At 49.3% G+C, this 24,000-nt stretch carries 16 protein-coding genes; 10 read left to right on the forward strand and 6 right to left on the reverse strand.

The features are described 5' to 3' along the window. Nucleotides 1-8: 8 nt before the first annotated feature. Entirely contained in the window at nt 9-971 is a 963-nt protein-coding gene (locus tag AAC599_RS15480; RefSeq protein ID WP_340151308.1) for a PDR/VanB family oxidoreductase, read from the reverse strand. Between the two features lie 555 nt (nt 972-1,526). Here AAC599_RS15480 and AAC599_RS15485 point away from each other — a divergent pair. The 8 genes from AAC599_RS15485 (at nt 1,527) to AAC599_RS15520 (ending at nt 9,570) form a co-directional block, all read left to right on the forward strand. Continuing rightward, a complete protein-coding gene (locus AAC599_RS15485) occupies nt 1,527-2,768 on the forward strand; it encodes a CoA transferase (RefSeq protein ID WP_340151309.1) in 1,242 nt (413 codons plus the stop codon). Then, the gene (locus AAC599_RS15490; RefSeq protein ID WP_340151310.1) at nt 2,731-3,432 is read left to right on the forward strand and encodes an enoyl-CoA hydratase/isomerase family protein; all 702 of its coding nucleotides are present in this window, start codon (nt 2,731-2,733) and stop codon (nt 3,430-3,432) included. Before AAC599_RS15485 ends, AAC599_RS15490 begins: the two co-directional genes overlap by 38 nt. Nucleotides 3,433-3,472: 40 nt before the next feature. Continuing rightward, nucleotides 3,473-4,537, forward strand: coding sequence for an aromatic ring-hydroxylating dioxygenase subunit alpha (locus AAC599_RS15495; protein ID WP_340151311.1), 1,065 nt, complete (start codon nt 3,473-3,475; stop codon nt 4,535-4,537). Between the two features lie 114 nt (nt 4,538-4,651). Then, nucleotides 4,652-5,719, forward strand: a complete 1,068-nt coding sequence (locus tag AAC599_RS15500; protein ID WP_340151312.1) for a C4-dicarboxylate TRAP transporter substrate-binding protein — start codon at nt 4,652-4,654, stop codon at nt 5,717-5,719. A 212-nt stretch (nt 5,720-5,931) separates the two neighbouring features. Then, complete coding sequence (locus tag AAC599_RS15505) at nt 5,932-6,456, forward strand: TRAP transporter small permease (protein WP_340151313.1); 525 nt, start codon at nt 5,932-5,934, stop codon at nt 6,454-6,456. A gap of 3 nt (nt 6,457-6,459) precedes the next feature. After that, nucleotides 6,460-7,773 (forward strand): TRAP transporter large permease, encoded by a 1,314-nt coding sequence (locus tag AAC599_RS15510; RefSeq protein WP_340151314.1) that lies wholly within the window; start codon nt 6,460-6,462, stop codon nt 7,771-7,773. 137 nt (nt 7,774-7,910) lie between these two features. Then, nucleotides 7,911-8,861 carry a PDR/VanB family oxidoreductase gene (locus AAC599_RS15515; RefSeq protein ID WP_340151315.1) on the forward strand — a complete coding sequence of 317 codons (951 nt, stop codon included), beginning with the start codon at nt 7,911-7,913 and terminating at the stop codon, nt 8,859-8,861. A 13-nt stretch (nt 8,862-8,874) separates the two neighbouring features. Beyond that, nucleotides 8,875-9,570: an enoyl-CoA hydratase-related protein gene (locus AAC599_RS15520; RefSeq protein WP_340151316.1), complete on the forward strand. Its 696-nt coding sequence runs from the start codon at nt 8,875-8,877 to the stop codon at nt 9,568-9,570. Between the two features lie 85 nt (nt 9,571-9,655). Here the strand turns inward: AAC599_RS15520 and AAC599_RS15525 are convergent, their stop codons facing one another. The 5 genes from AAC599_RS15525 to AAC599_RS15545 form a co-directional block, all read right to left on the reverse strand. Continuing rightward, the gene (locus AAC599_RS15525) at nt 9,656-10,333 is read right to left on the reverse strand and encodes a GntR family transcriptional regulator (RefSeq protein ID WP_340151317.1); all 678 of its coding nucleotides are present in this window, start codon (nt 10,331-10,333) and stop codon (nt 9,656-9,658) included. Nucleotides 10,334-11,236: 903 nt separating this feature from the next. Next, entirely contained in the window at nt 11,237-12,493 is a 1,257-nt protein-coding gene (locus tag AAC599_RS15530; RefSeq protein WP_340151318.1) for an acetyl-CoA C-acetyltransferase, read from the reverse strand. A gap of 79 nt (nt 12,494-12,572) precedes the next feature. Continuing rightward, the gene (locus AAC599_RS15535; protein WP_340151319.1) at nt 12,573-14,210 is read right to left on the reverse strand and encodes an AMP-binding protein; all 1,638 of its coding nucleotides are present in this window, start codon (nt 14,208-14,210) and stop codon (nt 12,573-12,575) included. A 64-nt stretch (nt 14,211-14,274) separates the two neighbouring features. Next, nucleotides 14,275-15,369 (reverse strand): CaiB/BaiF CoA-transferase family protein, encoded by a 1,095-nt coding sequence (locus AAC599_RS15540; protein ID WP_340151320.1) that lies wholly within the window; start codon nt 15,367-15,369, stop codon nt 14,275-14,277. 64 nt (nt 15,370-15,433) lie between these two features. Then, on the reverse strand, nt 15,434-17,047 hold the full coding sequence (locus AAC599_RS15545) for an AMP-binding protein (protein WP_340151321.1): 1,614 nt from the start codon (nt 17,045-17,047) through the stop codon (nt 15,434-15,436). A 254-nt stretch (nt 17,048-17,301) separates the two neighbouring features. Here AAC599_RS15545 and AAC599_RS15550 point away from each other — a divergent pair, with 254 nt between their 5' ends. Then, nucleotides 17,302-20,598, forward strand: coding sequence for a carboxyl transferase domain-containing protein (locus AAC599_RS15550; protein ID WP_340151322.1), 3,297 nt, complete (start codon nt 17,302-17,304; stop codon nt 20,596-20,598). A 69-nt stretch (nt 20,599-20,667) separates the two neighbouring features. Continuing rightward, nucleotides 20,668-23,949 carry a carboxyl transferase domain-containing protein gene (locus AAC599_RS15555; protein WP_340151323.1) on the forward strand — a complete coding sequence of 1,094 codons (3,282 nt, stop codon included), beginning with the start codon at nt 20,668-20,670 and terminating at the stop codon, nt 23,947-23,949. Nucleotides 23,950-24,000: the final 51 nt, after the last annotated feature.

The raw sequence follows: 24,000 nt of genomic DNA on the forward strand, positions 1-24,000 counted from the left end.
ACTTCTCTTCATAGGTCAAGGACGAGCATATCTGATTTTGAACGTGAGACACATATCGTCATTATTTGCCCTTCATCCCGAATATCCGGGCTAAGCATTTCATCACGATGGTCGGGAGTACCTTCAAGAACCGCAGTCAGGCATGTTCCGCAAATCCCTTGCTCACAAGATAAATCTACCGGCACATTGTTTTCCTTAAGAACCTCGGCGATGGTTTTTTCGGGGGGGATTTCAAAAATCTCTCCCGTACGGGATAGCTTAACTTTGAAGCTTTTGTTCTCTTTATCGTTTGTGATCGGCGCAGCTTGAAAATATTCGAAATGGACATTTTCCTTCGGCCACGTCGAGTCTGTTATTGCGATGATTTCATCAAGAAATGGTTTTGGTCCACATGCATAAACATGTGTATCTGGCTGGGGTGAACCTAATAAGTTATCAATTTTCTGGCGGGTTTCTGCGGGATTCAGCCCATAAAAAAGCTTGATATGCTCTTTCATGTCCGGTTCGCTCAACTCCTGCCGGAATGCAGCATGTTCTGCCGATCTTGCAAAATACACCAAGGTAAATTTACGCCCCTGTGCAAAAAGATGGCGGGCCATGCTAAGCAGCGGCGTGATGCCGATACCCCCCGCAATAAGAATATATTCACTGGCATTGGAAATGAGCGGAAAATGATTTCGCGGCAAGCCGATTTTAAGGTGCTGACCAATTTTAACGTTCTCGTGCATGGAGCGTGATCCGCCACCGGAATTCTCTTCCTTTTTGACGGCAATTTGCAGAAAATCTTTAGTCAGAGGGCCGTTGCAAAGCGAATATTGACGAACCAGGTCTCCGATATAAACATCAATATGGCTGCCGGGTGATATGTACTCCAGAAATGAAGCGGATTCAGGTATTAATGAAAATACCTTGATTTCATCTGTTTCAGTATCAATTGTGGCAACTTCCGCAATACAGCTTTCGTGGTCCATATCTGGATTTCCTTACATCAACAGAGTATCTACAAACAATCGATGATTGCCGGCACCATCAAATTAGGAAAGTTAGTTTACTAATTTGATGCAACGCGTCAAGGTGTAGTTTGAGCGCCTTTGAAAAACCTATTGGTTAATCTTCATATTGAGTGGAATGTGCTGCTTCACTTCAAAATATTCAATATTTACAATAGCGGAAGCATGTAGGCGTATCGAAATTCTGATTATATAGCTGTGAGGGCAATTCATTCCTGGCATTCAGCCCTGCAAGCGATTTTTACAAAATTATCTTTAAACTCAGGGCGCCGTAAATGCTTCATGGTCGATTTTGATTGCTGAAGCTTTAATGCGTCTGAAAGGTGGTGGTTTTGAAGCCGAACTGGTTCCGCCTGTGTATCGTTTTATGGCTGATGTCAAATCCTCTGTAATGCACGCGACTTCAAAGTGCATTTAAAACGAAATCATAAATAACTTGACGTCAATGTAATATAAATTTAAATTGAATTCAATTAAGCTCGACAGGGCGCGATATTGATGAATGTGTGAGGTTAAGTGAACTACCAAGAACAAAAAATGCGTCAGACTCAAGGTATTGAAAATGCGCCGCTATCGGGCGTCCGGGTACTGGAGTTCGGGCATTATGCGGCAGGCCCGTTTGCAACCATGCTACTCGCGGATTGGGGTGCTGATGTCGTGAAAGTGGAACCAGTTGATGGAGAGCCAATGCGGCATTGGCCACCGCTTGTTGGCAAAGACAGTGACGGGACATTCGGAATGAATTTTGCTGCGCTCAACCGAAACAAACGTTGCGTGGAAATTGACCTGAAAGATCCGGCCGGGGTGAGCCGTGCAAGGGAACTTTGTAAAAGCGCCGATATTATTCTGGAGAATTTCAGACCTGGTGTTCTTAAGGGATTGAAATTAGGGTTTGAAGATATTGTCAAGATCAACTCTGACATCGTCTATTGCTCGGTCACTGGATACGGACAAACTGGACCGGATAGGGATAAAGGCGCTTTCGATGTTGCTATACAGGCAGCGAGCGGCATCATGAGTGTAACTGGTGAAGAAGGTGGTCCGCCAGCAAAATGCGGCTTGGCTTTGGCGGATTATGGTACGGGTGTATTCGCGGCTTTGGCCTGTGTGACGGCGCTACGAAGAGCCGAAAAAACAGGCGAGCCGGGATATGTCGATGTTTCTATGCTGTCTTGCATGCTTTCACTTGCAAATTTGCAGACCAGCGAATACTGGGGCTCGGGCACTGTACCAAAAAGGCTTGGCTCTAGGCATCCGAAGGCTTCGCCGTATCAGGCCTATCTCGGGTCTGATGATAAGTGGTTTATTCTTGCTGCGGGGAGCGATCGTCTCTGGCATAGGGTTTGTGATGTTATAGATGCATCAGACCTTACTGATGATCCGAGGTTTAGAACACCGGGAGCCAGAGCCGAAAATCAGGTGGAGCTAGAGGGGATACTTGAGGAAATTTTCTCCAAAAGCCCCGCCTCGGTTTGGTTGCAGAAGTTTGATGCGGCCAGTGTGCCGGCGGCCGCGATAAATGACTATGCAGAAGCTCTTGGGTCAGAACATGTCCGCGACGGCAAGCTCATCCATCGAATGGATTTGCCGGATGGCGGACAGACCCAGACGGTTGGTAATCCTGTTAGATTGAGCAACTTTGATTTCAGAATATTTCACGACCCGTCGGATTCCGGCACCCACAATGAAGAAGTCGATGCAGAATGGATCGGTGACGGGAATGGCGGATCACATAGTAAAAGCCGAATGGCGGGGTGATTATACAAAATATCTTATTTTAAATCGTCCTGACCGAGCAAATGCGATAAATGGCGCGCTGATTCTCCGTCTGACAGAAGAAATCGTCAAATGCTATTCCGATCAGACAAAAATTCTGATTATTCAAGGAGAGGGAAAGCATTTTTGTTCTGGATTTGATAGGGAGCCGTCGAAACTTGAAAGCACGGCAAGCCGCAGTTTGTTGGGCATTGAAATTGAGTCAATGCTGCAGATTTTGGCAGGAGCACCTTGTGTTACGCTTGCTTATATCCACGGAGCAGCCGTCGGCGCCGGAGCTGATATCGCGGTTGCGTGTGATTATAGATGTGCAACATCGGACGCGACCATTGCTTTTCCGGGTTTCAACTTAATCGGTGCTTCGCTTGGAAACAGTCGCTTGTCACAACGAATAGGTCCTGACCAAGCAATGCGATTGATATTATTGGCACACCGGGTAGGGGTTGAGGAAGCATTTCAAATGGGCCTGATAACTAACATCGTTGAGGCCGATGAGATCACCTTATTTATAACTGAACTTGAGGCGGCACTTGAGAAAACCAGTAAGCCAGCATTGAGATCACTAAAAAAGTCTGTTGGTGAAATAAGCAGCAGGGCATTCGGTTCTACTGAGCGTTCAAGCCAAGCCATGGACCCGGCAATATAAGTCCTAAGCATAAAATAAGCCAGAGGAGGAGGCATTACCAATGAAACCAAAAGCAGTCGATATTATGATCCGAAATGCATGGTATAAAGCGGGTTTCTCGGAAGAGTTTGAGACGGAAATACTTCAACGGCAAGTTATTTGCGAAAAAGTACTTGTATTCTGGCGTACAGCTGAAGGTGAAGTCGTCGCATTTGATGATCGTTGTTGTCATAAACGCATGCCCATTTCTGCGGGGCGCTTCCTCGAAGATGGCATTGTGGAATGTCCTTACCACGGCCTTGCTTTTAATTCCGAAGGTCAATGCGTTAAAATACCTTCCGCGCCCGGGGCACCAATTCCAAAGCGGGCACGGCTCCTGCCCTATAAAGTCATAGAGCAGGATGGCGTCGTTTGGGTTTGGCCTGGTGAAGCCGAGAAGATAGGGAATGTCAGGCCACCCGCGACGCCAGAGATTGTCGCTCCCGATTGGGAACACATTATTGGGGAGCTTTATATCAAGGGAAACTCGATCCTGATGATCGAGAATGGTCTCGATATTACGCATTTTTACCCATTACATGGGAATACCATCGGTCAGGCTGCAGACAGTGAAATTAAATTTGATCTCTCTGAGGGCGAAACGAATGGTTGCGATAGCGTAACCGTAACCCGGCAGGTGGATAATTATCCGCAGTCCGATGACTTCGCGGATCTGCTTACCCATAAAAATGCTGACAGCTACAGCATTCAAACAATGGTAGGGCCTGGAACGATTATCGCCGGACGGACACTTTGGCCTGCGGGCGGCAGAGAAGGCAATCGGGATCCAAAATGCCTCAAGAATTATCACTTCCTAACACCCATTGACCGGAAATCCCACAAATATACATACGTCGTAAATATGCCCAAGGGCCAAATGAGCGGTAAGGATCCTTCTGTGCGTGCTGTAGATAAAGCAAAAGAATTGCTGAAAGAAGTTTTTGCAGAAGATATCTGGGCGATTGAAAAGCAGCAGGAGATGTGTGAGCTACCTGACGGAGATTATCGGGAGGTTCTGTTGAAGTCCGACCTTGCGCTCGCGCGGGGCAGGAAAATCCTCGACGAAATGTATCTTAAAGAAATCTAACCGAAATTTGATTCGGACGCAGACGCGGGTAAAGGCTGACCAGAATGAAAGCCTGAACTAAGGCCGCCCCCGTTCCATCGGCAAACCTTAAAAAAATAAAGTTGGGAGATAATTATGAAAAACACAGTGATATCAAAGCTTGGTTTAATGTTTGGCGGGGCTGCCGTAGCCTTTTCTCTGACAATGTCATCTGCGTCGGCGGAAGGCAGCTATCCGGAGACAAAGCTGAAAGTGGCTCATGCTTTGCCGGAAACTTATGTATGGTCGGAACAAGTTGATAAATGGTTTTTCAATGAACTTGAACGCCGCAGCGACGGGAAAATTACCGCCCAGATTTTCTGGAATGGTTCGCTTGTTGGGCCAAAGCAGGTTTTTGATGCCGTAGGCAGCGGCGCTGTGCCGGCCGGCGGTGATGCTCAAGGTTATTATCCTGCCGCACTTCCCTTGAATACGATGCCGAACGCGCTTCTCGGGACTTTGACATATGCAAGCTCAAAGCAAGCCTCAACTTTGACCAGGGAAGTATTTGAAAAATTTCCTGAAGTGCAAGAGGAATGGAAAGCCCTAGGTATTTGGCCTCTCTATTTTAATGCAGTGCCGAGTTTCCGTGTCGCCTGCACCGAACCTGTTGCTACGGTCAAAGATTTGCGTGGGAAGAAGGTCAGACAATTCAGCGCCTATCATCCGAAAGTATGGGAGGCAGTCGATGCTGTTGGGGTGACGGTTCTACCTGCAGAAATCTATGAGGGATTGCAGCGCGGCCGAATTGACTGCGTCTTTTACAACTACTCAGCCATTCTCAGTCAGAAAATGTATGAGCAGGCCAATTATGTCAGTAAGGCAAGTTTTGGAGCCGGATCGACTTGGCCAATCGTTGTAAATTACGACATGTTTTTTAATGAATGGTCAGAAGATCTCAGAAATCTGTTTTTGGAGGTGGCAAAGGAAGCGGAACTTCGAAGTGTGGAGGTCGCGGAAGCCGAAGAGATAAAAGCGCTGAAAGCCATGGAAGAGCTCGGTGTAAATCTCGTTGAATTTTCTCCGGAGGAACAGCAAAAGCTTGAAGAAAAACTGCCTGATTTCATTGACATATGGATCAAGCAGCAAGAGGGAACTGACCGCTATGATGTTGCGAAGCGAATTGGAGACTATATGAAAAAGCGCTCCACTGAGCTGAACTAGGGTTTCTGGAATAGGTATTAAGAAACCAGCATGAACTACTGGCGAAATGAATTCTCCTCCCGACTTCATTTCGTCAGTAGAAGCTATTTCTAGGCGATCGGCTGCTTAAACATTCATCTTTAAAGTCGCAGTAATAAACGAAGACAGTTTAAGAAGAGCTTGCCTTCCTGTCCAGGGGGTATTGTAATCTACATAGAGAGCGGAAGCGATAAATGAGTAAATTTTACGGTAACATATTATGGGTTGCACTCTCGATATCCGGCCTGTGTATGTTTCTTATATTGTCAATCAGCACCGCTGATGTTCTCACCTATTTACTTTTTGATACGCCATTTTCAGGTTCCAATGAAATAGTGGAAATTGCTTTAGCCGTTTGTATCGCAATGGCCATTGTCTATGCGCACTATGAAAAGACACATGTGAAAGTGGATATTGTTTCAGAAAAATTTCCAAATAAAATCCAATATTTGGCAGAGATTGCCGCACTTTTTTTAGGCGCAGTCTGCACCGCACTTTTGGCATACGGCGCATGGGAGTTGGCAATAACCAGCGTTTTGGAACAAGAAGCAGCAATTACATTGCACAGCTTTCCTATTTATCCGTGGAAGATACTATTCGCTATCGGCTTCACGATTGCAGCGCTTGAAGTCACGCGACAATTTATTATGGCATGCCTGGGACGGCCGTATCGTCTGCATGGGCGGCTTGATAATTCATCTCAGTCGATGAAAGATTAAACGATGACTGAGCCGATTTTTCTGGGTATTGCGGGCATTTTCTCAGTCTTGGCAATCGGTGCAATGGGTATTCCCGTAGCCTATGCGCTTTTGACCGTCGGGATCGTGGGAATGTGGCATGTCGGCGGATTCAGTTTCCTGGAAACAACGATCAAAATGCTCCCATATGCGATTATGAGTAATTACTCATTTGCTGTTATTCCCATGTTCCTCTTAATGGGCGCGCTTGCATCCGCAGCGGATATAACAACAGAGTTATATGCCTTCGCGAACAGGTTGCTTTTCCGGGTACGGGGCGGGTTGCTGATGGCAACCGTTGTGGCGTCCGCCATTTTCGCGGCAATTTCCGGATCAACTATCGTTAATGCAAGCGTGTTTACACGTATCGCTCTGCCCGAAATGAAGAAGTTCGGTTATGATCTCGGTATCAGTGCCGGCTGTATTGCCGCGGCGGGGACATTTGCCGCGCTGATTCCTCCCTCCATTAGCCTTGTGATTGTCGGGCTTTTGACGGAGGCGTCTATCGGCGCTCTTTTGATCGGCGGTATTGTTCCCGGTGTTCTTACGGCTTTTATGTATATACTTGGAATTGCCGTTCTCGTTCGAATTAGGCCGTCTCTTGTACCAACAGGAATTCCCCAAACTCAACATGTATCGATATTTAAGTCGATGCTCAGTATCGGCCCAGCTCTACTTTTAATGTTTATTGTTCTTGGTGGTATTTATACGGGAGTGATGTTCCCATCCTCTGCAGGTGCCGTCGGGGCTGCGGGCGCGCTTCTGATCGCTATTGCGCGGCGGAAAATGAACTTTGAGAAGTTCTGGATGGTGGTGCGCTCCTCGGCCGGTTCTACGGCCACGTTGTTTTTTATAGTCATTGGGGGGCTATTCTTTTCACGCTTCCTGACTTTCGGTGGTTTTATCCACGAAGTGACGGCCCTCGTTTCAGACTGGCAGTTGTCACAGACCGAATTCCTTATTGCGCTGTCACTTTTGTATCTTCTGCTTGGGATGTTCCTGGATACGTTGTCGATACTTCTAGTAACAATTCCGTTTCTTTTCCCCATCGCTCTCAGTCTGGGCATCAATGAAATCTGGTTCGGAATTTTGGTGGTTAAGCTGATTGAAATAGCCGCCATTACACCACCAGTGGGTTTGAATTTATTTGCGGTAATGGGAGCATCCGAAAAGAAAATTCCATCAAAAGTCATTATGTCCGGCGTTATTCCGTTCATTATGATCGAATTGGTGACCTTAGGTCTGATTATTTACTTTCCACAGATTGCGATATGGCTTCCATCTGAAATGATTAAATAACATTCCAAATCAATATTGTTACTTTTATGAGTCTTCATAGCCTCTTCATTTACTAAAGGAAGTAATAAAGAAAACAGTGGCGCGGTTGCTGTGTAAAGCGAAAGAATATTTTAATATTTTAATAAGAGCTGATGCTTATGACGATGCAGGACGTATTCATATACTCCATTACTTTTGAGTCTATTGACGTAATACGCGTCGAATTACGCGCCGCCGATGGTAATAAACTGGCAGCATTCACCCCGGGCGCGCATATTAATCTGAAGCTCCATGATAAAGTCAGCAGATCATATTCCCTGATTAACGATGCTGACGAACGGCGCCGATATGTGATTGCGGTGCAAAAGGATGCAGACGGACGGGGCGGCTCCAAGTGGTTGCACGAGGTTGCGCGTGTTGGGCAGAAATTGCGATGCGGGGAACCCATAAACGCCTTTCCCCTGAATGAAAATGCAACCCATTCGGTATTCATTGCGGGGGGGATAGGTATCACTCCGGTCTGGAGTATGATTCAAAAGCTCGAAAAGCTTGATAAGCCTTGGCAGCTATACTACAGAGCACGCGCACGCCAAAAAGCCCCATTTCTGAATGAACTCAGAAGTTTGGGCAAGGCAGGAAAAGTCAATATCAGCTTCAGTGATGAAACATCCAGGAATGTTTGCGATCTTGATACGATTATATCGAATGCGCCGCCTGAAGCCGACTTATACTGTTGCGGTCCGACAGGCATGCTTCACTCCTTTGAGAAGGCGTGTGCTGAACTTGATTCCGCTCGGATTCATACCGAGCACTTTCAGGCAGATAGGGAAGCAACGGTTCAGAACGGGTTCATTGTGAGAGCCGTCAAAAGCAACATGGAACTACAGATCAAGGAAGGGCAGACGATCCTACAGGTACTTCGCGATGCCGGACTTGATCCACCCTATTCGTGCGAGTCCGGATTATGCGGTGAATGTCAGACACGCGTGATATCAGGTCATCCGGATCATCATGACCTATTCTTGACGGACGAGGATAAATCCTCCGGTGAAACGATCATGATTTGTTGTTCAGGATCACATTCTTCTATTTTGGAGATTGATCTTTAGGGGGTGAGCTGACATGGGCGATAGCGATATAATCCACGATATGTTCAGGGTTGAATATAAGAACGAGTATACTTGTTACATAGGAATGCAGGCCCCAAAATCTGCGGTAGATATGGAGGCGGCTATTGGAGTGTTGTGTGGTCTATTGCATGATTTATATGAAGGGCCTGTAAAGCTTGTTGTATTTCATGGAATAACGACTGATTTCTATGCTTGCGATTACGAATATGACCAAGCAAAAAGGACGATTTCTCCAGTCGGCAATCAGAAGGTTGACTTGCTTCTCGACCTAATATTGAAGGCGCCCTATTTTTCGGTCTCGATGTTGAGTGGATGCGTTGAGGATTTGGGGGCCGATATTGCCATTACCAGTGATTGGCGGATAATGTCAGAGACAAGTCAATTTTGCTTCGCTTCACGCCGAGGTCTGGCAAATGTGAGATACACAGGTCGTTTAGTTGAACTTATTGGGAGTTTTAAAGCGTTCGATTTAATTATACGACGACGTTGCATCTTCGTAAATGAAGCAATGAATATTGGACTTGCAACGGCAAAAGCCGATAATGAGGACTTTGTCGAAGCAATAGAAAGGCACGCTAAAAACGCGAAAAAAGAATCCATTTCGATAATGCGTCACGCGGTCAGGAGTCCCGCCTCCAATGATATTGGCATCGAGCGGATCGTCGGTTCTATTGCCGCAGCCAACTAGAAAACGGCCATCTATCTATGAAGGAACCTTGTAACAACGAAAAATGATAAATGACGCATATTTTTTTAAAATTTATGAGAGTTGATTACTGATACGGACTATCCATAAACTTTAAAAAATCTTCGGTTGCTCTGATAATATGTGTTCTCGCGGCTTGCTCGGCTCTTTCGGGGTCTCGTTTTTCAAGGGCATCAAGGATTTCAAGATGTTCGTTCAGCCGTCTTAAGGAAATTTCTTTTTTCTCTTCCGAATTGCGCCAGACTTCCCAGCCTTTTTTCTTCAATCTGGAGAAGGCTGTATCCAGATGTCGCCATTGTGCCTGCACGACCCAGTTTCCACAGGAATCCGTTATGGCTTTGTGCAGTTTGTGGCTTAGTTGACTGTGAACCTCGGATCCTGCAGCTTCAGGATCATTGAGCATGCTTTCGAATTTTTCTTTCAGTTCCGCAATATGGCTGTTTGGCATTAGCTTTGCCGAGAGTCTCGCCGCTAAACCATCAACTACTTCGCGGAGCTGATTGATATTCCGAATTTCGTCGACATTTAGTGGGCGTATTATAGCACCGCGGCCATCGATCAAATCTACGAGGAAATCACGTTCAACAGAGCTAAGTGCCTCTTTTACCGGCGTGCGGCTAACACCCAGATCCCTTGCAAACTCGGAAATCTGTACGAGCTCTCCAGGGGCGTAGTCACCTTCAATAATCGCCTTTTTAAGCCGTTCATATGCGTCCATTCGAACAGCGCCATACTTATTCTTCATATATATCTCGAAATTTAATGCAAATTAATACGGCAATTCTAAGCCGCCGTTCTCGATTATGCGAAGGCTTCCCCTTCAATCAATTTACCGAAGCATTTTATCTCTCAAACCAGTACCTACTCTAATTTTGGTGAGGGCGCTTCCCTATCTTTAATTGTTTTACAAGCAAGAGACTCTTTTCGACACATAAGGCCTATTTGATGATCCACGATAGCCGTAAAACAACTTGAACTCATATTGAATTAGAAGTTATCGCCAAACTGTATTTATGTAAAGTATCTGAGCATGGGGATTTATAAGGCAATGCCGCATTAACTTCCAATAAGCATAGATATTCCTCAGTTACAAATTCTCAGTAAGCTTTTGGATTTTTTGTATATTGTATGGAAAATTCTAACGCTTTGCCTTTGCAATCAACTTCATGGTCAAGAAAATGACTTATTCCCCGAATGGACATCTCCATTCCGTCCAGACGCAAAATATCCATGGGAGTAAGGTAAGCGGATCTCAGGTTTTGAGAGATGGGCCCTCCAAATTTCAGGAGTCAATCCGAACCGTTTATTGTGAAATCTCCAAACCTAATTTCTGTCAAAAGTTATTCAATACGTCTATAACTCAGTGTAATTCGCGCATACAGTAAGACAACATGCCGGATGATATGAGTAGAGAAGCGATGGCTCCAAAAGGACATCCTTTTTGATATTTGATTATAGGGCAGCGTTAATCTCTTCGCTAAAAAGTCAATGTGGCAAAGTCTATTATTTCGCTGTTTTCATTACTTTTCCCCACTTAGCTTAGAAAACAGCGAAGACAGGCTCGCATTTGACCGCTAGCTCCAGCCCAGGTACGCCCAGGAACCCCGCATAACCAAGGGCTTTTAGTTATCCGATGATACCGACTAAGCTAAGTGGTAATACTATCGACCCGCTCAATAATGATTGCGGGGGCCATGCCACCGGCAGCGCACATAGTGACGAGACCGCGTTTTTTGTCCTGACGCTCCAACTCATCGAGCAGGGTCCCGATCAGAATTGACCCGGTGGCGCCAATGGGATGACCGAGTGCCATCGCCCCGCCATTGACATTCACCTTGTCGCGGTCGAGTTTCAGATCGCGGATGAATTTCTCGGCCACAACGGCAAAGGCTTCGTTGATTTCCCAAAGATCAATATCGTCCGTTGTCAGCCCGGCCCTTTCCAGAACCTTCTTCGCCGCCGGGACCGGCGCGTTCAGCATGAGCGTCGGGCAGTCTCCCATATTCGCCGTCGCCACGATTCGGGCGCGCGGCTTGAGGTTGTGCTTCTTTGCATAGTCCGGAGAGGCCAGCAGCAACGCGGCGGAACCATCGACAACTCCCGAGGAGTTCCCCGCATGATGTACATGGTTGAATTCCTTGATCTCGGGATATTTGCGGGTGATCAGGCTGCCGTACGTGTTTCCGGCCTCATCCACGACGACATCGCGGAACATGCTGAACACGGTCTTGAGCCCGGAAAGACTCTCCAGCGTGGTTCCGGGGCGCGGGAATTCTTCCCGGTCGAGCGCGATGGAACCGTCCTTGTTCTTCACCGGAATGACGGAATTGTCAAAGCGGCCGTCCTGAATGGCTTTTGCGGCGCGTGTCTGGCTTTCCACGGCAAGCTCGTCGACGGCCTTGCGATCGATGCCTTCCAGCGTGGCGATGGCGTCGGCGCAGACGCCCTGCTGTGACTGCGGATGAGTTTCCCGAAGGTCGAGATTACCGCCATCCAGCATCGACGGCTTGTTGGGATCGGCGAGAGAGGCGGTAAAGCTCATCATCTCGGTGCCGCCCGCAATGACAAGATCCTCCATGCCAGACATGATCTGCGCGGCGGCGAGGTTGACGGTGGTGATGCCCGAACCGCAGAAGCGATCCAGGGTCATGCCGGAGGCCTTGATGTCATAGCCCGCAGACAGGGCGGACATCCGTCCGAGGTCGTAGCCTTGTTTGCCAACCTGGGTCGAGGTGCCCCAGATAACGTCATCCACATCGGCTGTGTTGAAGTCATTCCGTTCCGCCAGTGCACTGAGAACGGTCGCGCCGAGATGCTGCGGATGCAGATGGGCGAGGGCACCTTTGCCCGCCTTGCCGATCCCGCGCGGCGTCCGACAGGCGTCAATTATATATGCGTCAGTCATTTTTCAGATCCTATTTGTATTATGTTTTTCAGACATTATGAGTTCATGAGAAACCCGTAAAATTTCGTCGTCAGTATAATCATGCAAGATACCCTATTTTGTCACGTGAAATGCGGATTCCCGCTTCCTCGCGATCCCAAGTGTCTGCAGTTATGCCATCTTGGCGCAGGAGATGTTTTTGAACTTTTTGAGTGGGGGTTTTCGGTAGATCCGTCATTATTCGTACGTAGCGCGGCACCATGAAATATGCCACTCGTGGCTGCAAGAACTCGATTAAAGATTTGGGATCTATGACGCAGCCAGGTACAGGGGCAACCACAACTAACAATTCATCTTCGCCAAGAGGGCTGGGGACACCAACAGCGGCTGCTTCGCGAACCTCGGCGTAGGCGGTTACTTCATTTTCAATCTCGAAAGAGGAGATGTTTTCACCCCTTCGGCGAATGGCGTCTTTTGCCCGATCGACAAAAAAGAAATTTCCGTTTTCATCGCGGGTGAAAAGGTCGCCGGTATGAAACCATCCGTTTCTCCAGGCCTCTGCTGTCGCCGCCGGGTTGTTATTATACCCGTGATTAAGTCCCCAGGGTCTGTCATCGCGGACAATCATTTCGCCAACGGAACCGACGGGAACCTCACAATCATTAGAGTCCACCAGCCTTACCTCTGCACCGGGGCGTACCTTTCCGCAAGTCCCTGTTTTCGTTGGATTACGTTCTGAAATAATCTGGCCGCTAATCTCCGTCATGTTGAAGGCGGTGTATATGTCGACCCCAAATCGTTTTCGGAAATCCGCTGCATTCTCAGATAATGGCACCATAACCACTGTTTTGAGGGAGTGATTTCGATCCTCTGGCGTTTGGGGCGCCTTGATCAGGAATGAAGACATTGCGCCAAGCAAGGTGACACAGGTTGTGCCCGAACGTCGAATCGTGTCCCAGAACTGATCTGTCTTAAATGATTCAACAAGCGCAATGGCACCGCCTTTCGTCAGCATGCCGTATACGCTGCTCGTGCCGCCCGCGTGAAACAATGGCAGATTGATGAGGCGCTTGTCATCGGTGCTTAGCATCTTGTTCAAACTCGTCGTCATGGTGAATAAATGCAGGTAGGATGACAGAACCCCCTTAGAGGGACCGGTTGTTCCTGAGGTGAAGATTATTGACTGAAGTTCCCATGGGTCGATCGGTCGGTCGAGCGGTTGGGGAACATCACCTGGTTCTCCCAGTGCATCTGCTCTATATGTGGGCAATTTATCGAAATCCGCCTCACCCTCAACGACAATCACCTTCTCCAGTTTGGCAAGTTCGATGGAACTTAAACGATCAACGAGGTCAACATGGGCAATAATTACTTTAGCCTCTGAATTATTGATGACATGTTCAAGCAGGTTCCCGCGGTATGCTATGTTGATCGGTACATAAACCGCGCCGATATAGTTGATGCCAAACCAGCAGCGCAGCATTAACGAGCTGTTGGGTAACCAAACTAAAACACGATCGCCGCGATTTACTCCCAATTTCTGCAAACCCGAGCCGGTTCTTTGTGCCTCCTTGAGAACCTGTGAATATGACCATGGCTCTTCGTTATCGAACCATGCAAAGCTTTTTTCAGGGGCCGCATCTGCCAACCGATCGAGAATATGTCGCAAAACGCATTGATCGCGTGCCGGAATGCGTTTGTCTGCAAATGGTTGTTCTGGCGAAATCGTCGACGACATTTTGCTTTTCCTCCTCTTATCGGGCCTGCTTTGTTTTTATAATCCGCCTGGCACAATCTTTTAGCTACGCGTCTTCTTCAACCAATTCATTTAGGATATCTTCAGTGTGCAGGCCTATCCGTGCCAGCGGTCGGCCAATGGTTGATGGTGTCTTTGAAAATCTGGGCGCCGTATTGGGTTGCAGTGTGTCATCGATTTTCACGATGGTCTTGCGGGCTTTCAAATGTGGATGATCCTTTACCTCGTCAAAAGAGAGCACAGGCGAGAAACAGGCGTCCGTCCCTTCCAGCAAGTCGCACCATTCTGCACGAGTACGGCTGAGGAAGAGTGTGCGTAGTTCGGCTGTCATTGCCGGCCAGTTCTCCCGGTTTAGCTGTTGTTCCCACAGCGGGCCATTGAGTTCCAATTTGTCTTTCAGTAATGAGAAAAACTGCGGTTCTATGCTGCCGATTGAAACATATTCGCCATCTGCCGTTTCATATACATTGTAGTAGGGTGCTCCCCCGTCAGTCTGGTTCGATGCTCGGGTTTTAAGCCATCTTCCTTCAGTCACACGATTGAAGAATGTCCCGGCGAGTGAGGCCGCTCCGTCCACCATAGCCGCATCAACGACCTGGCCTTTACCAGAGCGCGAACATTCAAATAAGGCAGCGCACATACCCATCGCCAGATAAAGCGCTCCACCGCCGAAATCACCAATCAAGTTAAGCGGGATAGACGGCGGGCCCTCTTTAGGCCCAATAGCGGCCAAGGCGCCGATAAGCGAAATATAATTGATGTCATGTCCTGCGGATTGCGCCAGTGGACCTTCTTGCCCCCAACCGGTCATGCGACCGTAAACCAAGGCCGGATTGCGTTTCAGGCAGCTGTCGGGGCCTAATCCCAGCCGTTCCATTACACCGGGACGAAATCCTTCTATGAGTGCGTCTGAGCGTTCGACGAGACGTAATGCTGCGTCAAGGTCAGAGGGGTTTTTCAAATCTAGAGTTATCGAGCGTTTTCCGCGAAAGAAAATTGCCGTTGAAGGTTCGATTTCCGCTGATTTACGATCAATGCAAATCACGTCGGCTCCCATATCGGCAAGAAGCATGCCGCAAAATGGTCCGGGACCTAAACCTGAGAATTCGATTATTCTAAGACCTGAAAGGGGTCCGCCCATTATTTCTACTCCTTATATTAGCAATAGTATTTGATCGCGATCGCGCATGATTGAGAGCCGTTTTTTACTCAACAAAGCGATTGTTTTCGCAGTCATATGTTTTCTGATTGAGTGAGTTTTTTCTAAGCTCCGCCTTGAGCACTTTTTCCGTCGGGGTTTTTGGCAAAGCCTCAAGAAATTCCACATATCGAGGCAGCATGAACTTCGGCATGCGTGGCACCAGGAATGTTATTAGCTCCTCAGGGCTTACCGATTGACCGGGCCGTAACGCAACACAGGCTTTGACATCGTCATCTGTATGATCGCTGGCAACCTTGATTGCGGCGGATTCGAAAACTGCTGGATGAGCATTAATCTCCCGTTCAATTTCGAAACTGGAAATGTTTTCCCCTTTTCTGCGGATTGCATCGTTGTTGCGATCGCAAAAAACAAGCTGTCCATTTGGCGCAACTCGCAATAAATCGCCAGTATGAAACCAGCCGTTGCGCAGTGCCTTGTTAGTTGCCTCGGGCATATTGACGTAGCCCTGCATTGTCATCCAGGGTTCTTTGGGCCGAACGATTAACTCCCCAATTTCGCCCGACGGCACTTCCATATCATGTTCGTCGACAATGCGGACTTCAATATCGTCACGTATGAAGCCGGCGTAACCGGGTATGCCCTTGCCGATCGGTACGGCGGAAACAACCGATGCCTCCGTTGATCCATAAGCGGTCAACACACCACTGACACCAAAACGTTCCTTGAATTTCTCCAAGTCGGCAATGATGGGTGTGATGCCAATCTTTTTTATGGGCTGGCTTTTGTCGTCAGGGCGCTCCGGCTGATTTAACAGGAACTGCGCGATTGTGCCCAGCATTCTTGTGCAGGTGCAATTGTACTTGCGCGCACTGTCCCAATAGGTACTTGCCGAAAAGTTTGGCAAAACAACTACGGAACCGTTGTAAACGAACGCTCCGTAAACGCCGCCCCATTTCGCGGTGACATGAAAGAGCGGTAGTACGACCAGGCTGACATCCTCTGGGGTGACAACGTCCTGCTGCACAATAGAGGCATAGCCATAAGCCTGGGCATGCGCAATCATTGCTCCTTTGGACGGTCCCGTCGTCCCGGATGTGTAGATTACCGATATGATATCCCATGGCTTGACGTCTTCCATCTCTTCAAGGCGGAGAGAGAGGTTGCTGAACTCGATCAGTTTTATTCGCGAGGGTATATTTGGTTCTGATGTTATTTTCCCGCGCACGATGACAATATCCAGAACCTCCAGATCATCTGGAATCTCGGCGAGGCGTTCCAGGTATTTATCCTCCAGAATCATGATTTTGGCATTGGTTGTTTTAATAACATGCGCCAGTATTGAACCGCGATACGCCGTATTGACCGGAACTTCGATGCGGGCCGTTAGGCCCAAACCCATTGAAAGAGATACAAAATCAGCTGTGTTGTCGAGCATTGCGAGCAAGGGCTGTTGTCTTTCCAGGCCCAGATCAATAAGCGCTCCGGCAATCGATAACCCCTCGTTGACGAGTTCGCTATAGGTGAGTTCACGCATTGGGTCGCGCAGCGCCATCTTGTTTGGAGTATTCTGAACAGCGGTTTTCATCACGGCACTCAATGTCCGTTCCATCATGGGCGGTAGCTTCACTTTGAAATGATGCCCTTTTTCAGAATCCATGTATCTCTCCTATAAAATGCATGCCGGAAAGACCGCATTCCCTGCTTTTTGGTATCTGCGGAGATTGGACCGATGACTGTCCTGTTCTGCCGTTCTTCTTTGTTCTTCAATTCACTCTATAAATAAATTGGTAGACAAATCAATTTTTATTTTGATAATTGCCATGGAAAAAATAAAGGGAGAATGGCGGTACAGATACAACCGCCCACAGCGAGATATCGTCTCCCTAAAATGAAGCAAAGCGGAGTGTGTCCTTGTCCCTAAAAGCTGTATTGATTGCAAATCGTGGTGAGATTTCGGTGCGTGTTGCGCGGGCTCTTGCGGAGCTGGAAATCGAGAGTGTTGCGATTTATGCCTCCGATGATGCTGATTCTCTCCATGTGCAGGTAGCAGATCGCGCGGTGGAATTGCCTGGTCGGGGGGTGGCCGCATATTTGGACATCGACTCAATTGTTGCGGTGGCGAAGCAAGCAGGATGTGATGCGGTGCATCCGGGGTACGGCTTTCTTTCAGAGAATGCCGCTTTTGCAGAAGCTTGCGAAGATGCCGGCCTCACCTTTGTGGGGCCAACTCCGCAGATGTTATTGCGGCTCGGCGATAAGGCGGCGGCCCGGGCTCTTGCGACGACGCTTGACGTGCCGTTATTGCCGGGGACCAATAAGCCAACCACAATCGAGGAAGCGCGCGAGTTCTATAATACTATCGATGACGGCAGTGTTATTCTCAAGGCTCTGATGGGAGGAGGCGGCCGCGGAGCCCGCGTTGTTAAAAAGAAAAGCGATCTGGATGCGGCCTTTGCTGCTTGCGTATCCGAGGCGGAAAAAGCGTTCGGCAGTGGCGAGGTTTATATCGAGCAATATCTACCTCATGTGCGTCATATCGAAGTGCAAATTCTCGGTGATGGGCAAGGCGGGTTAATTCATCTTGGCGAACGTGATTGTACGCTACAACGTCGACATCAGAAGTTGGTTGAATTTGCCCCGGCCCCGGGATTGTTGCCGGACGTCCGTGACGCATTGTATCGCGACTCCTTGAAGATGGCGACCGACGTTGGCTATCGCGGGGCGGCAACTTTTGAATTCCTGGTTGATGCCGACAGAGGCGATTGTTACTGGTTCATGGAAGTGAATCCGCGCATTCAGGTTGAACATACGGTAACCGAAGAGGTTAGCGGTGTTGATCTGGTACAGGCGCAGCTTCGGATTGCGGCGGGAGAAAGTCTCGAAGAAATGGGATTGTCTCAAACGCAACCCTCCGAATTTAATAAATATGCGGTGCAGCTACGCGTAAATATGGAACGGTTGGAGCCATCAGGCGACATTTTTCCGGCCAGTGGCGTCCTGTCTCGATATGAGATGCCTTCGGGCCCCGGTGTCCGGGTCGACGGTTTCGGCTATACAGGCTATCGCGCAATTCCCACTTACGACACCTTGCTCGCCAAAGTGATTGTCTCGATTGACGATGCTGCTCGGGATGGGTATAGGCGATTGATTTCAAAAGCAAAACGGGCTCTCAAGGAATGTTCTATCGAAGGGATTGATACAAATCTGTTCTTCCAAAGAACACTTCTCGATCATCCGGCGCTTGCTGCCAACAAAGTCCATACTCGTTTTATCGAAGAACATGCTGCTGAGCTCACTGCTGATGCCTTTGAACTGCAAAGGGCTGATGAGTCTGATCCGAAGGCGGAAGACGCGGGCGTTAGAAAAATGGAAGTTGCTCCTCCTGGAATGGTGAGTGTCTCGGCGCGAATGTCCGGAAATCTTATAGATATTCTGGTGTCAGAAGGCGAGATAGTGCGGCAGGATCAACCTCTTGCGATTGTAGAGGCGATGAAAATGGAGCATGTGGTGTCGGCTCCGAAAGGAGGAGCTGTTACGAAAGTGGTGTTGGCGCCCGGGGCGCAGCTTGACCCTGATGTTGCCATCATTTTTATCGACCCTGATGACGCTTCTGCTGAGGGAGATGTAGGCGATGAGGAATACTCAATCGATACCATCCCGGCATCGCTTGAAGAAATTTTGGATCGTAAAAAACTGCTAATGGATGAGCACCGACCGGACGCGGTGGATAGACGACGCAAGACGGGTCAGCGTACAGCGCGCGAAAATATTTCGGCTATTTGCGATCCCCAGACTTTTAAGGAGTATGGCGGGCTGGCTCTTGCCGAACAACGGAGCCGTCGCACCGAAGAAGAACTGATCCGTTTAAGTCCGGCCGACGGCTTGGTTGCCGGAACCGCCAATGTGAATTCAGACTATATTTCCGGACCGAACACTCGCTGTGCCGTTCTGGCGTATGATTATACGGTTTTTGCCGGCACCCAAGGCCGGACAAACCACAGAAAAATGGATCGGGTCTTCGAAATTGCCAGGCGTGAAAAACTGCCTCTTATCCTGTTTACCGAAGGGGGCGGTGGCCGTCCCGGCGATGTCGATAGTGTGATTATTTCCGGACTTATAACGACGACATTCTCTGCACTGGCCCGGCAAAGCGGTAAGGCGCCAATAATCGGTATCGCTTCTGGAAGGTGCTTTGCAGGCAATGCAGCCCTCTTGGGATGTTGTGATGTTATCATCGCATGCCGCAACGCCAATATCGGCATGGGTGGTCCGGCGATGATTGAAGGCGGCGGGCTGGGCATCTTTCGCTCCGAAGAAATCGGGCCGGTCGATGTTCAAACATCCAATGGTGTTATTGACATACTTGTTGAGAATGAGGAAGAAGGGGCGGCTGTTGCGCGCAAATATCTGTCCTATTTTCAGGGTTCGATTGATAGCTGGGACTGTGCTGATCAGCGTGCTTTGCGACATGCTATCCCCGAAAACCGCAAACGGGCATTCGATGTGCGCCGTATTATTGAAACCCTTTGTGATGCCGAGTCGGTTCTGGAATTGCGTCCGGACTACGGGATCGGAATGGTCACGGCGCTGGCGCGGATCGAGGGACGACCGTTTGGCCTTATCGCTAACAACAACCAGCATTTGTCGGGAGCAATAGACAGTGAAGGAGCGAACAAGGCCGCCCGGTTTATAGAGCTTTGCAATGTTTTCGATCTGCCGATTGTATCCCTGTGCGACACTCCTGGGTTTATGGTCGGCCCCGACTCGGAAAAAGAAGCAGCGGTGCGTAAATTCTCCCGATTTTTCATAAAGGCGGCAGCTCTTGAAGCACCGCTGATGACGGTAATTTTGCGGCGGGCATATGGTCTTGGCGCGATGGCGATGGCGGGGGGAGACTTTCGTACACCAAACTACAATGTGTCCTGGCCGATGGGAGAGTTTGGCGGCATGGGGCTGGAGGGAGGCGTGCGCCTGGGCTTCAAGCGAGAACTGGAGGCAATTGACGATCCGGATGAGCGAGAAGCCATGTATCAGAAGATGGTCGCCGCCGCTTATGAAAAGGGTAAAGGGTTAAATGTGGCAGCGCATTTTGAGATCGATGACGTGATCGATCCCGCTGATACCCGCGAACTGATCTCTTCAATGCTGCGAGGGCATACCACAAAGCCGTGGGGCACCGTTTCTCACAACTATATCGACCCTTGGTAAGAACCAATACCGGTCAAAGCTTCTTATTGAAAATCGTCCATCAGAGTTTGTACGGGCAGGAAAATACGAATGTTTGGAAAAATCTTAATAGCAAATCGAGGTGAAGTCGCTATCCGGATCGCGCGCGCCGCGAGTGAGCTGGGCATTCGCACTGTTGCGATCTATGCGCCGGAGGATGCGGAATCGCTGCACCTGAAACAGGCGGATCAGTCGGTTGCTCTACCTGGCCGAGGTGCAGGAGCCTATCTCGATATTTCCGCAGTGATTGAGATCGCTCTTGAGGAAGGTTGTGATGCCATACATCCGGGGTACGGTTTCCTCTCTGAAAGTGCTGACTTCGCAAGAGCCTGTAAGGCGGCAGATATAACCTTTATCGGTCCAAGCCCGGACGCTTTGGCGCTGTTGGGGGATAAGGGAAAAGCCCGGGATCTGGCTAGTGAAATTGGCGTGCCGCTTGCTGAGGGAAGCATAGGGGAGACTAGTCTCGAAGACGCCAAGCATGTGATGGAAGGCTTCGGCGGGCGTCCGGCGATGATAAAAGCACTGGCCGGTGGCGGTGGCCGGGGAATGCGTATCGTCGAAAACATCTCTGATTTAGAAGAAGCCTTTGCTCGAGCCGGGTCCGAAGCGAAAGCCGCATTTGGTTCGAGCGCCTTATATATTGAAGAACTCGTCCGACCGGCGCGTCACGTTGAAATACAGATTGTCGGGGATGCTGAGGGGAATGTAATCCATCTGTTTGAACGGGAGTGCAGTCTTCAAAGGCGTCAGCAAAAGCTGCTCGAATTTGCACCTGCGCCCAATCTGGATCCTGAACTGCGAGACCGAATTGCTGATGCCGCTGTACAGCTCGCAAGAGCAGCGAAGGTTCATACTCTCTGTACCATGGAATTTCTGATTAGTGCAGATGAGGCAACAGAGCGCTTTGTCTTTATGGAAGCGAACCCGCGACTGCAGGTGGAGCATACCGTGACTGAAGAAGTAATGGGATTGGATCTCGTACAGCTGCAGATCAAGCTTGCGGCCGGGCAGAGCCTTGCTTCACTGGGATTGACCCAGGAGAGCGTGGGTCGGCCCCGCGGTATGGCACTGCAGATGCGGGTGAATATGGAACGCATTGCAGCCGATGGCACAGCAATGCCCTCAGGCGGCACATTGCGTGTTTTTGCCCCACCTGGAGGTGCTGGCATACGCGTCGAGAGCTTTGGTTACACCGGTTATCGAACGACGTCTGCCTTTGACTCTCTGCTGGCGAAGGTCATCGCCTTTGCGCCATCAGGAAAGCTAACTGATACTTTGTTGCGTGGCTATCGGGCACTGTCGGAATTTCATGTGGATGGGGTGGAAACCAACCTCAGTTTTCTGCAAAGCCTGTTGCAGTTGCCCACAGTGAAAGAAGGGCAACTGGATACCGGACTGGTCGAGCGTGATGCGGCGAAGATTATTAAGACAAGCGGCGAACATCCGCATTTTTTCCGCACCGATAAGGGAGCAGACAGTTCAACAGAGGTGGCGAAATTTTCCGGCGTAACCGGTCCCTCTGGAACCAATTCCGCTAATGCGCCAATCGGTGGCGCGCTGGTAGAAATATTTATCGCAGAGGGGGAGGCCGTTGCGAAGGGGCGCAAGGTGGCGGTCATTGAAGCCATGAAGATGGAGCATATAGTCACCGCCGAGCATTCAGGCATTGTGCGTATGATACCGATCACGAAGGGGACGACGATCGAACCGGGCCATCCGCTCTATTTCTTCGAACCTGTCGACGCCGGCGAAATGGGTCAGGAAAGCGAAAGTGAAGGGGTCGTTGACAATAGCACGGACAACGCAATTGAAAGGGCGCGATCGGCAAAATCGGCGGTACTGGATCCACACCGTATGCACGCGGTTGAAAGCCAGCACAAGCGCGGCTCTCTCACGGCGCGCGAGAGAATTGAATATCTTTGTGATCCGGAAAGCTTCCGTGAAATCGGCAGCCTGATACGGAATCCTGCTCTCACACGTTCAGCGCCGGCTGATGGAATTGTCGCTGGATCAGCCCGGATTGACGATCGACCGGTGATGATCGTTTCACAGGATTTTACTGTTTATGGCGGTAGTGCAGGTCATCTTGGAAGCGAAAAGATGCTGCGAATCATACAGCTTGCAGAGAAAAACGGTTGTCCGTTGGTCATGCTGCTGGATGGCGGAGGTCATCGCATTCAGGATGGGCAGAATTCGCGAAGTTATGCACGATCCAGAGAGCTCTTCGCGACATTTGCCCGAATGACCGGCTGGGTGCCAATGGTATCTGCCGTCCTTGGGTTTGGTTTTGCGGCAAACACCAATTTCAGTGCGATGGCCGACCTGGTGGTCATGGTAAAGGGCAAGTCAACCATGGGATTGGCGGGGCCTGCCTTGGTCAAAGCTGGAACGGGTGAAGTGATCGATGCCAATGAACTTGGCGGTGCCGAACGGCAGGTGGATCGCAACGGGCTCGCGGATCTGGGACTGGAAAGCGAAGAAGACGCGCTGGATACCTTGAGAAAATTTCTCACTTACCTGCCTTCCAACGCACAAAATGCGCCTGCCTTTTCAGAGCCTGGCAACCCTGGTGCCGATCAGAGCAAGTTGGAGCGGATTGTCTCGGCAAACACACGAAAGGCCTATGATATGGGCCAGGTAATCGATGTTATTTCTGACGAAGGTAGCGTATTCGAAATCAAGCCGACATTCGCCAGGAATATAGTGACATCACTTGCGCGGATCGAGGGTCGGCCTGTCGGGATTATTGCCAACCAACCATTGCATCTTAGCGGGATGCTGAATTCGGATGCCTGCGAAAAGGCAGCCCGCTTTATCGCGCTATGCGATGCCTACGGCCTGCCGCTGATATACCTTGTCGACATCCCGGGCATGTCAATTGGCAGCCCGGCAGAAGACACGAATTTGGGGCGGCGAAGCGCTAAAATGCTGTTCGAGCTTGGCAATGCAACAGTCCCTCGAATTTCAATCATTTTACGTAAGGGCTATGGTTTAGGCTATGTGGCCATGGCAGGGGGGCGTAGTTTCGATGCCGATGCTTGCTTTATCTGGCCAACCGCTGAAATCTGCGCAATGTCTGTAGAGGGTTCGGTTGATGTAGCATATGCCAAACAGTATAAGGATGCCCCTGACCCGAATGCGCGGCGGCAAGAACTGATTGATGAAATACGGGATGAGGTTGATCCCATTAAAGCCGCTGAAGGTTTCGGTGTAGATGAACTTATCGAACCATCTGAGACCCGATCCAGGATAATCGATGTATTATCCAGGGCACCTGCTCGCCGACAATCCCGGCAACCTCCGAAGTTCAGATCTATTGCGCCGATTTAACGGCATGCATATGGCGATTTGTAGTCACATATTAACATCTTATCAGGGTTA

This window comes from uncultured Sneathiella sp., from assembly GCF_963976355.1.
GTDB lineage: Bacteria > Pseudomonadota > Alphaproteobacteria > Sneathiellales > Sneathiellaceae > Sneathiella.